General features: G+C 61.5%; 9 protein-coding genes and 3 pseudogenes. 3 read left to right on the forward strand and 9 right to left on the reverse strand.

The window, feature by feature from the left end:
- Positions 1 to 227: 227 nt before the first annotated feature.
- From ACTPOE_RS06910 to ACTPOE_RS06940, 7 genes are all read right to left on the reverse strand, one after another.
- The gene (locus tag ACTPOE_RS06910; protein WP_458871471.1) at positions 228 to 632 is read right to left on the reverse strand and encodes an HIT family protein; all 405 of its coding nucleotides are present in this window, start codon (positions 630 to 632) and stop codon (positions 228 to 230) included.
- Positions 633 to 706: 74 nt separating this feature from the next.
- A complete protein-coding gene (locus ACTPOE_RS06915; RefSeq protein ID WP_458871472.1) occupies positions 707 to 1,723 on the reverse strand; it encodes a peptide ABC transporter ATP-binding protein in 1,017 nt (338 codons plus the stop codon).
- Positions 1,698 to 2,795, reverse strand: coding sequence for a dipeptide ABC transporter ATP-binding protein (gene dppD, locus ACTPOE_RS06920; RefSeq protein ID WP_458871473.1), 1,098 nt, complete (start codon positions 2,793 to 2,795; stop codon positions 1,698 to 1,700). Before dppD ends, ACTPOE_RS06915 begins: the two co-directional genes overlap by 26 nt.
- Before the next feature lie 3 nt (positions 2,796 to 2,798).
- Complete coding sequence (gene dppC, locus ACTPOE_RS06925) at positions 2,799 to 3,698, reverse strand: dipeptide ABC transporter permease DppC (RefSeq protein WP_458871474.1); 900 nt, start codon at positions 3,696 to 3,698, stop codon at positions 2,799 to 2,801.
- 1 nt (position 3,699) lies between these two features.
- Positions 3,700 to 4,728, reverse strand: coding sequence for a dipeptide ABC transporter permease DppB (dppB, locus tag ACTPOE_RS06930; protein ID WP_458871475.1), 1,029 nt, complete (start codon positions 4,726 to 4,728; stop codon positions 3,700 to 3,702).
- A 107-nt stretch (positions 4,729 to 4,835) separates the two neighbouring features.
- On the reverse strand, positions 4,836 to 6,425 hold the full coding sequence (locus ACTPOE_RS06935) for an ABC transporter substrate-binding protein (protein WP_458871476.1): 1,590 nt from the start codon (positions 6,423 to 6,425) through the stop codon (positions 4,836 to 4,838).
- A 443-nt stretch (positions 6,426 to 6,868) separates the two neighbouring features.
- Positions 6,869 to 9,646, reverse strand: a complete 2,778-nt coding sequence (locus tag ACTPOE_RS06940) for an AarF/UbiB family protein (RefSeq protein WP_458871477.1) — start codon at positions 9,644 to 9,646, stop codon at positions 6,869 to 6,871.
- Positions 9,647 to 10,072: 426 nt separating this feature from the next.
- Between ACTPOE_RS06940 and ACTPOE_RS06945 the strand changes: the two are divergent.
- The 3 pseudogenes from ACTPOE_RS06945 to istB all read left to right on the forward strand — a co-directional run bounded on the left by ACTPOE_RS06945 (position 10,073) and on the right by istB (position 12,776).
- A pseudogene (locus ACTPOE_RS06945) lies at positions 10,073 to 11,631 on the forward strand (IS3 family transposase).
- A gap of 120 nt (positions 11,632 to 11,751) precedes the next feature.
- A pseudogene (locus tag ACTPOE_RS06950) lies at positions 11,752 to 12,039 on the forward strand (IS21 family transposase); the annotation flags it as partial.
- Positions 12,036 to 12,776 (forward strand): annotated as a pseudogene (istB, locus tag ACTPOE_RS06955) (IS21-like element helper ATPase IstB). The pseudogenes ACTPOE_RS06950 and istB, both read left to right, overlap by 4 nt.
- Positions 12,777 to 12,876: 100 nt before the next feature.
- Here istB and ACTPOE_RS06960 read toward each other — a convergent pair.
- Both ACTPOE_RS06960 and ACTPOE_RS06965 read right to left on the reverse strand, forming a co-directional pair.
- Complete coding sequence (locus ACTPOE_RS06960; protein WP_458871478.1) at positions 12,877 to 14,310, reverse strand: YdgA family protein; 1,434 nt, start codon at positions 14,308 to 14,310, stop codon at positions 12,877 to 12,879.
- Positions 14,307 to 15,200 (reverse strand): NAD(P)-dependent oxidoreductase, encoded by an 894-nt coding sequence (locus tag ACTPOE_RS06965; RefSeq protein WP_458872775.1) that lies wholly within the window; start codon positions 15,198 to 15,200, stop codon positions 14,307 to 14,309. Before ACTPOE_RS06965 ends, ACTPOE_RS06960 begins: the two co-directional genes overlap by 4 nt.

A 15,200-nucleotide genomic window follows, 5' to 3' on the forward strand; every position in this document is an offset into this window, starting at 1 on the left:
GGGCAAAATCAGGCCACGCCGGAGCGTGATCCGGCCGAGCCGCATCTCATTGATTCGACTGGAAAATTCATTTTAATGTTGAATGATGCAATGCAATATAATCAGGGTTATTGCTTAAGGGAAAACCGCAGTTATGGCTTACCCTTAATATTGCGCCACACAATGAAAAACGGGACCCGAAGGTCCCGTTCATTCAAGCTCAAAACATCTGGCCCGGCATGCTGGATTCAAGTCAGCCGGATGCACGCCGCATATTCCCGCAGGATCTCGATACCCGGGTCTTTGCGCGGCCAGACCAGGCCGACGCCATCGCCCTCGTGGCGCGGCAGCACGTGAATGTGGGCGTGCGGCACGGTCTGCCAGCCGGCCGGGCGGTTGGCCTGCAGCAGCGTCAGGCCCTCGGGCCGAAAGGCGTCCTGGACGGCGCGCGCCACGCGGTGGGCCAGGCGCATGAGATCGGCCGCCAGGTCCTCGTCCATGTCGAGCAGGGTGGCATGGGGCTCGCACGGCGCCACCAGCACGTGGCCCGGGTTCAATTGCCCCGCGTCCATGAAGGCGAAGAGGCGGGCGTCGCGGTGAACGATGGCAGCCGGGATCTCGCCGGTCAGGATGCGGGTGAAGACGGTTTCCATAGGATGCGCGCTCCGGAAAGGCCCGTGGCCGGGCCGGGATGGGGTCCGGCCACGGTAGCACATCCCGGCCCGGCCTATCCGGGCGGAACGCCCCGATCCTGTTCGACGGCGAAGCAGGCCACCTGCCGCCCGCCCTGCGGCAGCAGGGCGGGCAGGCGCTCGCGGCACACCGGCATGACCCTGTGGCAGCGGGAGCTGAACGGACAGCCGGGCGGCGGATTCAGCGGACTGGGCAGTTCGCCCGAGAGCTTGATGCGCTCGCGCCGGGTCGCATCGTTCAGGCGCGGCGTGGCCGACAGCAGCGCCTGGGTGTAGGGATGCAGGGGCTGGCCGAAGATTGCTTCCTTGGTGCCCTGCTCCACCACCCGACCCAGGTACATGACCATGACTTCGTCGGCCAGGTGCTCGATCACCGACAGGTCGTGGGAAATGAACACGTAGGACAGACCCAGGTCGCGCTGCAGATCCTGCATCAGGTTCAGCACCTGGGCGCGCACCGACACGTCCAGCGCGGAGACGGCCTCGTCGGCGACGAGGATCTCGGGATCCAGCATCAGGCCCCGGGCGATGGCGATGCGCTGGCGCTGGCCGCCGGAGAACATGTGCGGATAGCGGCTGTAGTGCTCCGGCCGCAGGCCGACCCGCTCCATCATGGCCTGGCCGCGCGCCCGGCGCTCGCGCGCGTCCAGCCGGGTGTTGATCAGCAGGGGCTCCTCCAGGATGTCGCCGATGCGCTTGCGCGGATTGAGCGAGGCATAGGGGTTCTGGAAGATGATCTGGATCTTGCGACGGCGCAGTTTCGCCAGGGCCGGATCGGCGCGGGACACGTCCTGGCCCCGGTACAGCAGTTGCCCGGCGGTTGGCGGCTCGATCATGGTCAGCACCCGGGCCAGCGTGGACTTGCCGCAGCCCGATTCGCCGACGACCGCCAGAGTGCGACCGGCCTGCAGGCTGAAGGACACGCCGTCCAGGGCCTTGACGGTCTTCCCCGGCTTGAGGAAGCCGCCGTCCACGGCATAGTGGCGCTTGAGGTCGATGGCCTGCAGCACGGAAGCTCCGTTGGTGTCAGTAGGCAGCACTGGGGTCTCCATCGGTGTGAGTAGGCTGTTTTGCCGCCGGGCCGCCCCAAGGCAAAACGCGCCCCCCAGGGGGGCAGCAAGCGGCCGCAGGCTGCGCAGCGTGGGGGCCCTGTTTCGCCGGCTGTCCGGCGTCGTCCAGCGGGGTATGGCATTTGACCTGCCGGCCCTCCGGTCCAGTCAGCTCCGGCTCGCGGGCGCGGCACGCATCGGTGGCGTAGGGGCAACGCGGACTGAGCAGGCAGCCCTGGGGCCGGTCGTAGCGCCCCGGGACCACACCCGGCAGCGACACCAGGCGCTCGGCGCCATGGGAGAATTCCGGCAGCGCCCGCAGCAGCGCCTGGGTGTAGGGATGGCGCGGATGGCGGAAGATGTCCGACGCGGGGCCGGATTCCACCAGCTGGCCGGCGTACATGACCAGGATGCGATCCGCGGCCTCGGCGACCAGGGCCAGATCGTGGGTGATCAGCACCAGCCCCAGACCCTCGCTGCGCTGCAGCGACAGCAACAGGTCCATGATCTGGGCCTGGATGGTCACGTCCAGGGCCGTGGTCGGTTCGTCGGCGATCAGCAGGCGCGGTTTGCAAGCGATCGCCATGGCGATCATGACGCGCTGGCTCATGCCGCCCGAGAGTTGGTGCGGATAGGCCCGCAGGCGCGATTCCGGGTCGGGGATGCCAACCTGCTCCAGCAGTTCGATCACCCGGGTCCGCAGCGCGCGCCGCGAACCGCCGCCATGGGCGCGCAAGGCCTCGGCAATCTGGTATTCCACCGTGTAACAGGGGTTCAGGCTGGTCATCGGATCCTGGAAGATCATCGAGACTTCGGATCCGATCAGCGAACGGCGCCGCTTTTCCGGCATGCGCAGCAGGTCCTGGCCGTCGAAGCGCAGGGCGTCGGCATGCACCCGGCCGGGAAAGTCGATCAGTCCCATCAGGGCCAGGGAACTGACGGATTTCCCCGAACCGGACTCACCGACCAGGCCGACCACCTCGCCCGCCTCGACGCGGTAGCTGATGCGGTCCACGGCCTTGAAGGGCGCGGCTGCGTCGCCGAAATGGACGGACAGATTCTGGATTTCGAGCATGGTCTACACCTTCAGACGCGGATCGAGGGCATCGCGCAGGCCGTCGCCCATCAGGTTGAAGGCCAGCACCGCCAGCAGGATGGCCAAGCCCGGGAAGGTCACGACCCACCAGGCGCTCTGCGCGAACTGCAGCACATTGGCCAGCATGGTGCCCCATTCGGGGGTGGGCGGCTGCGCACCCATGCCCAGGAAGCCCAGCGCGGCCATGTCCAGGATGGCGTTGGAAAAGCCCAGGGACGCCTGCACGATGAGCGGCGCCAGGCAGTTGGGCAGGATGTTGACGAACATCTGTCGCCAGGCACCCGCCCCGACCACGCGCGAGGCGATCACGTAGTCGCAGGTCATCTCGCGCAGCACCGCCGCGCGTGTCAGGCGCACGTAGTGCGGCAGCGCCACGAAGCTGAGCGCCAGGGACGCGTTGACGATCGACGGCCCGAAGATGGCCACCAGCACCAGCGCCATCAGCAGGCTGGGCAGGGCCAGCATGATGTCCACCAGGCGCATGATGGCGATGTCGACGATCCCGCCCGCATAGCCGGCGATGACGCCGAAGAAGATTCCCAGGACCAGCGATACGCTGACCACCAGGAACCCGACCAGCAGCGACAGGCGCGCGCCATGGATCAGACGCGACAGAATGTCGCGACCCACGTCGTCGGTGCCCAGGACGAAGCGCCAGGAACCGCCGTCGAGCCAGGCGGGAGGCTGCAGCAGGGCGTCACGGTATTGCGCGGACGGATCGTGCGGCGCGATCAGCCCCGCGAAGACCGCCACGAGCAGCATGACGGCAATGTAGTACAGGCCGATCAGCGCTCCGCGGTTACAGCTGAAGTCCTGCCAGAAGGATTTGAACGGTCCCGGCGGCGCCGGGACGGTCGCGATTGTGGTTGCGGTCGTGGACATGTCAGTTCCTCCCCCGACGATGGTGGATGCGCGGATCGACCAGCCCGTACAGGATATCGACGCACATGTTGACGAGGATGATGAGGATGGCGATCATCAGCACGCCGCCCTGGACGACCGGGTAGTCTCGCTGCCCCAGGCCGGTGATCAGCCAGCGTCCGACCCCCGGCCAGGAAAAGATGGTTTCGGTCAGGATCGCTCCGACCAGCAGCACACCGACCTGCAGCCCGATCACCGTCAGGACCGGCAGCAGGGCGTTGCGCAGGGCGTGCACCACCACCACCCGCAGGCGCGACAGGCCCTTGGCCCGCGCGGTGCGGATGTAGTCCTCGTTCAGGACCTCGAGCATTGAGGAGCGCGTCATGCGGACGATCACCGCCAACGGGATTGTCGCCAGCACGAAAGCCGGGAGCAGAATGTGATGCAGGGCGTCCAGAAAATTGCCCTCTTCACCGAACAGCAGCGTGTCGATCAGCATGAAACCGGTGAGCGGATTGTCCGGATCCAGGAACACCGCATCGCTGACGCGCCCGGATACCGGCATCAGACCCAGTTGCACGGAAATCAACATGATCAGCATCAGCCCCCACCAGAACACCGGCATGGAATAGCCCGTCAGGGCGGCGGTGATGGCGGCGTGGTCGAAGAACGAACCGCGCTTGACGGCGGCCAGCACCCCTACGGGGATGCCAATCGACAACGCGATCAGCATGGCGACACAGCTGAGTTCCAATGTCGCCTGGAAACGCGGTACGAACTCGGATCCGATCGGCTCGCGGGTGGTCAGCGAGGTTCCCAAGTCGCCGTGCAGCACGCCCCAGACGTAATGGCCGTACTGTGTCCACAGCGGCTGGTCCAGGCCCAGCTGGGCCATCATGGCCGCGTGGCGTTCGGGGGACAGGCCGCGTTCGCCCGCCATGATCATCACCGGGTCTCCGGGAATCAGGTGGATGAACACAAAGGTCAGCAGCGTGATGCCGACGAACGTCGGGATGGCCAGGCCGACGCGTTTGAGTATGAAGGAAAACATGGGGCGAAAGCGTCCCTCGGGCAGGAAGGATGGCGGGAGGAGAGAGCCACGCCCGCCTCCCGGCCTGCCGCGCAGGCGCCGGGACGCGGGTCGAAGGAGGCTTTTACTCAGCCAAGATCGTTGTGGTCGAAAATATGGCGACCCATGGGTGAAATGACATAGCCACGGACGTTTTTGCGCAGGGGTTCAAACACCGTGGAGTGCGCGATCATGACAGCCGGGGCCTGTTCATGCAGTATGACCTGGGCCTGCTCATAGAAATCCACTCGTTTGGCGCGGTCGAACGTGGCACGAGCCTGTTGAATCAGATTTTCAAAAGTCTGATCGCACCAGAAAGAATAATTATTGCTGCCCCTGGCCACGCAACTGAACTGCGTCGCCAGGAAGTTGTCCGGGTCGCCATTGTCACCCGTCCAGCCCGTCAGCATGACCTGGTGCTCGCCAGCCTTGGTGCGCTTCAGGTATTCACCCCATTCGTACGTGACGATCTTGGCCTTGACGCCGATCTTGGCCCAATCGGACTGGATCATCTCGGCCATGCGCCGTGCGTTCGGATTGTAAGGGCGCGACACCGGCATGGCCCACAGGTCAGTCTCGAAGCCATCCGGGTAGCCGGCCTCGGCCAGCAGGGCCTTGGCCTTGTCCAGATCATATGGCCAGTCCTGGACCGCATCGTTATAACCCCACACCGTCGGCGGCATTGGATTCTTGGCTGGCCGGGCCGCACCCTGGAAGATAGCCGCGATAATGGCGGGCTTGTCGATAGCCATGGATAGAGCCTGGCGTACGCGCACGTCGGTATAGGGTTTCTTTTCGGTATTGAAGGACAGGAACCCCACGTTCATGCCGACCTGCTCCAGTAGCTGAATGTTCCGGTTCTCGCGCATCGAGCTCAGGTCGGCCGGGTTTGGAAACAGCATGGACTGGCACTCGTTTTTCTGCAGTTTGGCGTAGCGTACCGAAGCGTCGGGCGTGATAGCGAACACCAGACGACCGATCTTGGGTTGATCGCCCCAATAGTCCTTGAACGCCTTGTACAGGATGCGCGAGTCTTTCTGGTAAGCGACGAATTCGAAGGGGCCCGTGCCGATGGGGTCGGTATCGACCTTGGTCGGCGTGCCAGCCTTCATCATGACATCCGCGTATTCGGCGGACAGGATGGAGGCGAAGTCCATACCCAAGTCGGCGATGAACGGGGCCTCGGGGCGGTTCAGGACGAAGCGGACAGTATGATCGTCGCCCTTCTCGACACGGTCGATGAGCGCGCCCATGCCCATGCCGCTGAAGAACGCATAGGAGCCGTTCGAGACCTTGTGGAAGGGATGGTCTTCATCCTTCTGGCGCAAGAACGAGAACAGCACGTCGTCGGCATTAAAGTCGCGAGTCGGCTTAAAGAGTTTGCTTTGGTGGAATTTCACGCCCTGGCGCAGGTGGAAGGTGTAGACCTTGCCATCCTCGCTGACGTCCCAGGATTCGGCCAAGCCAGGCACGATTTCAGTGGTGCCTGCCTTGAATTCGACCAGGCGATTGAAGATGGGATGGGTCGCGTCGTTGGTCGTGCCCGACGTGAAGAACGCGGCGTTGAAGCCTTCGGGCGAGCCTTCGGAACAGTAAACGTACGTGGTGGCGGCCTGCGCGCTCGACATGGCCATGGACGCCAGGGCCAAGCCCAGCGTCCGCTTGAAGATCTTGTTCATTGTTACCTCTTTGAGTGTGACCACGAGTGGCGGAAAGACTCGGCGGCGTAGGGTTGTCGGCGCTGCCGCAAATTTTTCGAAATATAGCACGAAACACCACATACACTCCAGCATCCAGGCATCCAGGATTACCCGGGTGTCGATTTGCGCAACTTTTTAGGATGCCCGCCTCATGACCCGCATGCCGCTTGCTACCCCTGAGGAAACGCTTTCGGCCATGGATCCCTGGAACAATACCGATTGGGGGCACCAGTTGACTTCATTAAACGTATTTCTTAGAAAACGCCTGTCTAATGAATACCGGCGCCCCCTCAATGATGGAGCACCCCTATTTCCAACTCATCAAGCGAGCGAATCGCACAGCCATCTTGTTCAAACAAAAAAATTGCCCAAGAGTGCTGTTTTACCAGGATTCTGCAGAAAGAGAAGAAAGAAACGCCCATTCAGGCATACTGAGTTCCTTCAGGCGGATTGTCGAGAGCGGGCGCCGGAAGAGAATTGCGTTGGAATGAGCTCACTCCCAGGCTAAAAATATCACCGTGGGCCAGCCGAAAACTTGCAGTTATATGGCTCATAACCACGCTCATAATTATATCTTCAAAAATAATCGGTCTATTAAGTCGCCTGCCCAAGTCTATTTCATGTTTGCTCAAGCGCAGAGACTGGGCATTCTTTAAATCGACGTGCAAATTATAATACAATTTAAAGTTTTTAAGAATTACATTCAATTTATTGACTGAATTTTGCAACATCATTTGAGAGCGCGAAAAGTTTGAAACTGTTGCAGGGATTTCCAGTCCGAGCACATTGGCGGCGTCAAGTATTTTAACAATGATTTCACTGGGATCTTTGGTATTATTCATGATCTCTTGTATTTTCTGCAGAAGGTCAGCACGCTTTTCCTTGATCCGCGCCTTTCCATCCTCGGATAAGATCGCCTCGTAATTCCTGACAAATACGCCTGCATTCCTCGCACCAGCCGCCAGGACCATCTTGAATACAGCCCGGCGCTGGTCAAAAGAAAGGACGCAAGCATTACCCATGTCAATGGCAGTGATCATGCCCTGCTTGTCGTTGGAAAACATTATGTTTCCCGCGTGCAGGTCACCATGATAAAAGCCGGAGCCGAACAGGGCTTCTTCCACCCATCTTCGGGTCAACGATTCGAAACCGGCTGCAAGATTTGTGCCCATTTCCACAGATTCAATGATTGCTTGCAAATTCATACCCCCATTCGACAGGGCCTGCAGGTCGTTCAAGGCTTGGTTGGCCGTGATTCCCGGTGCCTTTTCCAGCACCATACAAGAATGGGTGGCGGGTATAGCTTCAATAAGTTTCATGGATTGAAGGTTCTGTGCATCAGTCCCGTATACTTGAGCCAGACGGACATTCGCGGCTTCTTTTTCTAGATCCAGTTCCACTTGAACCTGTTCGGAAATACCATTGAATGTCATCGACATTCCGCCGATTTTTCCGGCCTCTTCCTCGAAGAACTTCCGTTCTCGTTCTGCGCGCAACCTGATGCCCGGGCGCAGAAGTTTGATTACGGCTTCCTGTGGTTCTGGCTTGCCCTTCCAATATATATTCACGAGAAATGCCTGCCCAACAGATGCGGCGCCAAGACTGCGCCTGACTTCAATTCGCTCAATTTTGCCTTCAGATCGCCCCACCATGCCGAAAAGGGCAGCATCCACGAAAGTTTTGTTGATAGGGCCCAGGTCTGTTTTCAGATCATTCAGAGCTTCTTTCAGTTCACCAGTGGCATTGTCCCCCAGCAATTGAAGCAGTTTTTGCAAGTAGGGCCCCCCCCCCTTGAGAAGGGCAACCAGCTTGACTTCATTGGAATCTTTGGCACCTGATTCGCGCATATAGGACGCCAGCATGGCGCGCTTGTCGATTACGAATTGTTGATTGAAATAATTTTTCAATATCTTTTGCAAGAATTCCTGGAGATTGCCTTTACCGCCTCCGGTGTCTATAGTTGCAAGCAGATCGGCACCTTGCAGCGAGTTGAATTCCATGCTTTCCAACTCGTTGTCAATAATTCCCACAAAATCTTGGTACTTCTCATCGGGGAGACGTTCCAGGACAAATTTCATGGTTTCCCCGGTAATCATATCTTTGGCCGGGAACAGTCCATCAAAAAGGCCAACCATAGCATTCTTCGCTGTGGCGCTCAGACTTTCCGGCAGACCAGCTGCATCAATAATAGCAGGGTCGGTATAGATTCTTGCCAGAAGATCCGAGTTGTTCAGCAGAACCGCCTTCAGGATTTTCTCTGGCTCCTTTCTATCCGATTCCCACGTTTTTATTGGGAGAAAAATATCCGCAAACATGTTACGGACGTCTTTTTCATTTTTATCCTGGAAAGCTCTGCTTTTCTTGATACCGGTATCGACAGTCGCATTTTGATAGACAATTTCTCCCCGGCTTTCATCTCGCCGCTTGCCCTCATTCGATTGCTTCACCCACGCGGCGATCAGATCGTGACTTTCCTCGTCGACGATCTGGGTGCTTGGGTTCTCTTTGCAGCTAAATCTTTCTTCTATGCCGTTCTTGGTTGTCTCGCCATCGATCAGTGCTTCGCACATCTCGATTATTTTTTTAGTATCAATGGAATCAAGATTTTTTTGATCTATGGCTATACCACGCAGTTTCAGGAAACTCACCGCCTGGGAACGTTGGTGAGGTGTTTCGTCCCGCAATGCCTTTTTTGCAAGCTCCACCCCAAAGCGGTTGACGTCTGAAAGAATATTCCGCTTGAGGTTTTCCCTGACCTCCGCCATGGTTTTTCCGCACAGGACTTTTCCTTCGGTGCCAAAAGAGATGTAGACGCCACCGTCTACGGGAGCGAGGCCCATTCTTGAATTCTGATAATCGGTGCTGAAACCACTTTCTGAATCCGGCATCCCCTGCATTCCTTCCAATAGCGCACCGGCCATGCTTGAGAATTCTTCTGCCCCCTGCCTTTTATTGAATTGATGATAGATTTCAATTCCAATGGCTCCAATGCCTCCCGTCAACAAGCCGACAGCCACCTGCAGAACGATGCTGGCGGTGGATCGCTTTTGTACCGCTTCGATCATTTTGCTTCTGGCCTGCATATTCAGGCTGGATTCTGCTGACAGACCTTTGTGCAGAGTACTAAAGCTCACTTCGATCTCCTCTTTTGCTAGCTCAAATCGGTGCAGGGCGTTGGTTTGTAGCGGGTCGAGGCCCATGGGAAGCCCACAGCAAGACCGCTATTACCCTGACTGAGGAACAGGCCAAGTACCAAAGTTCCTTTCAGGGTCCCCGGTGCCAGCTATTTATCGATATCCGTCCGGCACCCTCGAACCGGCCGGCCTCAGGAAAGGCGTCATCGGATCGTCAGGCTGGCCGGGCGCCGGGGACAATCGCGCCCAGAAAATCGGCTATAGCGCAAGAAAAAGGCGTTGACGGAAAAAGGCGCTGATCGGGGCAATAGCCCTACTTACACTCAACTGTCCTTAAAGTGAACTGCAACCCGGAAGTTGGACGCTGATCCAACCTTTAGAATGTTCTTCATGATGAAGTACAAGTGAAGAGTTCAAGTTATCCGTGGTGCAAAGCTACGCACCCGACCCCCTGTGTCAGACTAGTTGTCGCATCGGATTTGGAACGATTAGATGAATTTGACGACCTACAGCACGGCCTTCAAAGAGGAGGCGATCCGCAAGACCCTGCAGCGCGGCACGCGCACGGTGGCTGACATGGCCCAGGAGTTGAACATGTCGGTCCATACGCTGAAGAACTGGATTCGCAATCCGAAGATGGCTCATTTGCGCAGGCAATCCTCAGAAGAGGCCCCCGCCAGTCGGTGGACATCCGCACAGCGGCTGCAGGCCCTGCTTGAGACCCATTCTCTGGCCGAAGAGGCGCGCAACGCCTGGTGCCGGGAACGGGGCATCTTCGCCCATCAGCTCACGGCCTGGAAGCATGAGCTCGAACAGTCGGGGAACAAGCCCGCAGCCGATATCCAGGAGCTGCGTCGGCTCAAAGAGGAACTGGTTGGCGTGCGCCGTGATTTGGCCCGCAAGGACAAGGCGTTATCGGAGGCGGCAGCCCTGCTGGTACTGCAAAAAAAATACCAGGCGCTGTGGGAGGACGAGGACAAATGACCTCACTGACACAGCGCCGACAGATCATGGCATTGATTACTGAGGCGGTCACGGCTGGTGCTCGACAGGCACGCGCCTGTGAAGCAATCAATCTGAGCGCACGCACACTGCAACGTTGGCGGCGGGCCCCGGAGCAAGGCGATGGGCGCCCCACGCGGGTACAGCGGCCCTGCAACCGCCTGAGCGATGCCGAGCGTGATCGCATCCTGCGGGTGGTCAACAGCAGCGAGTACGGCCACCTGCCCGCTTCTCAGATCGTGCCACGCCTGGCGGATACGGGGGTCTATCTGGCCAGTGAATCGACGATCTACAGGCTGATGCGTACCGCCGGGCAACTGGTGCATCGCACGCCTGATCGCACGCCTGGCCCGGTGCATCGGCCTCGGGCGCTGACGGCTACTGCGCCAGGGCAGCTCTTCAGCTGGGACATCACCTATCTGCCCGCCACCGTGCGGGGCCAGTACTACTACCTGTACCTGTTTCTTGACCTGTTCAGCCGTCACATCGTGGGCTGGCAGGTCTATGACACCGAGGACAGCGCCCGTGCCAGTGAGCTGATGCGCGATATCTGCCGCCGCGAGGGCATCCTCCCAGGGCAGGTGGTGTTACACAGCGACAATGGCTCCCCGATGAAGGGCGCCACCATGCTGGCGACACTACGGGAGCTGGGTGTGGCGCCATCGTTCAGCAGGCCAGCGGTGAGCAATGACAACCCGTACTCAGAGTCCTTGTTCAGGACTCTGAAGTACCGCCCCCGCTACCCTCGCAAGCCCTTCACCGGTCTGCTGGCTGCCCGGGCCTGGGTCGGTGAGTTCGTGCGCTGGTACAACACCGAGCACCGGCACAGCGCTATCGGCTTCGTGACGCCTGAGCAGCGTCACTGTGGGCGCGATCGCGGCCTGCTCGAACGGCGCCATGCCCTCTATCGGGCGGCCCGCGAAAAGCACCCGGAGCGCTGGAGCGGCAGGACCCGCAACTGGACAAGAGTCGACGAGGTCTTCCTCAACCCGCAGAAGGGTCACGCGTCCTGTGCCAAGCGAAATTCAGACCTCAAGCGGGCGGCTTGAGTCACTCAGAAAATGCGACAGATAGGTTGACAATCACCGCCGACGGGTCAGGACTGAAGGCCATCGCTCGGCGGTATGATCTTGACCCGGCGACGGTGAGCCGCTGGGTCAAGGTCTATCTTCTGCGTCCCGTTGGCCGCAACCCTCAAGCAGGCCCGACTTCGGTTCGATGTGACGGCGGCCAACGCCCGCATTGGTCGGTGGTTGACGGGGATGGCCAACCAGCGGCTGCACGGCACCACTCGGGAACAACCCGTCAAGCGGCTGCAGGAGGAACGCCTGGCGCTGCTGCCGCTGCCTCAGCAGCATGGCATTCTGGTGCCGTGCGCTTCTCACCGGCCTGTGCCGCAGGAGAGCTTCCAGCACCCGCTGTCGGTCTATAACGCGTTGCTGGAGGGGCATGCATGAACCTTCAACGCCCACCGAATCGAACAGCTCAGCGATGTCCTGAAGCTGGAGCGGATCGACAGCGAGTGGCCGGCCATCGCGCGGCAGTGCGCCCGCGAGGACGCCAGCCATGGGGACTTCCTGGGACGCCTCCTGGGCCTCGAGAACGACGCCCGCATCAAGCGCCAGCGGGCCGCCTTGATGAAGATCGCCACGTTGCCGTCGATCAAGACTATCGAGGACTATGACTTCGCCTTCGCCAGTGGCGCACCGCGTGCCCGGATCCAAGAGCTCGCCGCCTTGAGATTCATCGAACGCGCCGAGAATGTCGTGTTCCTGGGACCCAGCGGCGTGGCAAGAGTCACCTGGCACAGGCGTTGGCCTATGGTGCGGTAATGGCAGGCATCAAGACCCGTTTCCTGACCGCTGCCGATCCGATGATGCAACTGGCCACCGCCCATAAACAGGATCGGCTGCAGCAGTACTTCAACCGCGCCATCGTCGGGTCACGCCTGCTGGTGATCGACGAGATGGGTTATCTGCCCTTCGGGCGCGAGGAGGCCAACCTGTTCTTCAACGTGGTAGCCCAACGTTATGAACGCACCAGCATCATCGTCACCAGCAATCTGCCCTTCAGCCAGTGGTCTTCATGCTTCTCAGAGGACCAAACGCTGACCGCCGCCTTGCTCGATCGTCTGCTGCATCACGCCCATATCGTGCAGATCGCCGGGGAAAGCCACCAACTCAAGGACAAGTGAAAAGCTGGGAATATCAAGATCAGGAACTAGGTTTTTAGACGCCGGGGTAGGTCAGTTTTACTCCGACAATCCCGACGGTCAGTTCAAAGGGGGAACTTTTTCACTCGCCCATCCCCAACAGATCGCCAAATTGCGCGATGAACTCGGCCGGCGACATCGTCCGGCCATTGGCCGTGACCTGGCCGTCGGCATAGCGGTAGCCGGCCGTGACGGCGTCCCCCTGGCGTTGCACCAGACCCTGTCGTTCCAGCCGGCCGGCATACTGGTCGAACAGCATGCTGACCAGCGCCACGGCCATGTCGGGACCGCCATCGCCCCGCTGCGTCTGACGCACAACCTGCAACAGCATGGGTTTGGACAGGCTCAGGTGCGCCGACAACTGGCGGATGGCGCTTTCGATCAACCCACCCAGATCCCGGGGCGCATCCTCGGCCGCCGGTCGGAATTCGGCCTGGGCCTTGAGCTCACTGGCTCCCTGGGGGGTTTCCCAGCGCAGGCCGTCGAGCGACAGGCGCGGGCTGGCCGCCAGCACGGGTACGGCCAGGGCGCGCAAGCGCTCCTGGTCCTGCTCGGACAGGCCCTCGTCCGGATCATCGCCTTCGTTCAACCGTTCCAGCGCGCCGGCCAAGGCCTGCAAGGCCGGCACGTCCAGGTGCTCGGCCGACAAGGCCAACGTGATCCGGCCCAGATCCTGACGATCGACCTGCAGCCGGCCCAGGTCGTAGGCCAGCCGGCTGTCCAGCAGACTGCCCGTGCGGGCCGTGTCCGAGCGCAGCGACGGCTCGATGAGCGCCACGGGAGGCGAGTCGGGCACGTCGACCTGGATCTGTCCGAACCGCGCCTGCTGGCGCGATTGCAGGTCGGTCTCGCCGCTGCGGGTGGTGGTGCCGTCGAAATCCAGGCCCTCGACGCGCACCCGGACGCCGGAATCCGCATCGAACGCGGCCAGCCGGTCAACATGCCCGGACACGGCCGTCTGGCGCGTTCCGGGGTCGTAGTCGATCCGCACCAGGCCACCGCTGAAGTCCAGCCGATCGTCGGCCAGCCGGACCGGCTCCAGGCGCCAGCGCGCGGCGACACGCCCGTCGAAACCGATCCTGGACTGCAGCGTCCAGGGTGCCGCGCCGGCCGGCAGCGCATCGAACCAAGGCTGCCACGGGCCGCCCGGCAGGGGTTCGATCAAGCTCCAGGCCGCCGCGGGTCGCCACTCGCCCTGACGCACGGCTACCCAGGGCCAGGGACCGTGCCGCAGCGCGTCATGCAGGCCCAGCGTCTGGTCGTGGCCTTCATCGTCATGGAATTCGAAGCCGTAGCGGATGTCCGAATCGAAAATCCCGCGCCGGTAGTCCTCGATCTTCAGGACGGGGCGCGGATCGGCGGACGTCCATTGGGCGGCGATTTCCCCGTTGGCCTGTTCCACCCAGGCTTCGATGCGATCCTGGGCCAGGCGTCCGGCATACCAGGAGGCGCCCGTGTAGGCGAGGGCCAAGGCGGCCACCAGGCCGGCTGCGGTCTTCAGGGAGCGTCGGCTCATCGGGAATCTTCTCCATCGGGGCGCCCGGAGGCGCGGTCGTATAGTCGAATCAATTGCGCGGCGTCTTCCGCCCCCAGGCCCCGGAGGCTGGCCAGACGGTAGCTTTGCCCGGTGGCCGCGGCCACCGGCATGGCGGTGCCCTGGGCGCGCGCCAGCGCCGCCACGGTGTCCAGGTCCTTGAGCATGGTGTCCAGGGTGGCCTGGGCGGGTCCGGGCGCCTGGATCATGCGCGGCACGAAAATCCGCAGCAGCGTGGAATCGGCCCAGCCGCCGGCCAGGGCCTCGGCCAGACGGGCCGCGTCGACACCGGCGTCCCGCGCCAGGGCGATGGATTCGGCGATGGCGGCGATCGTGGTGGTCACGATAGTCTGGTTGCAGAGCTTGGTCACCTGGCCACAGCCCGTCGGACCCATGTGAGTCACCCGGCTGGCATAGGCCATCAGCAGCGGCGTCGCCCGGGCGCAGGCGTCGGCCGGGCCGCCCGCCATGATGGCCAGGGTGCCGGCCGCCGCCCCGCCGGTGCCGCCGGATACCGGGGCGTCCAGCCAGACGGCGCCGTTGGCCCGGGCCAGCCGTTCGGAAAATTCGCGTGTCTCGGCTGGCGGAATGGAGGAATGATCGATCAGCAGTTCCAACGACCCGGCCTGCGCCAGCCCGCCCCCTCCGAATACCACCTCGCGCACCGCCGCCGCGTCGAACAGGCACAGGGCGACCCAGGCGCACCGCTCGCCCAGTTCGCGCGGCGTCGCGCAGGCCCGGGCGCCGACCGCCTGGACGTCCCGCAGGGGACCGGGCGAGCGGTTCCAGACATGGACCTCGTGCCCGGCCCGCAGCAGGCGGTTCACCATGGGCACGCCCATGCGGCCCAGCCCACAGAACCCGATCCTCAT

The organism is Castellaniella sp. WN, from assembly GCF_054457555.1.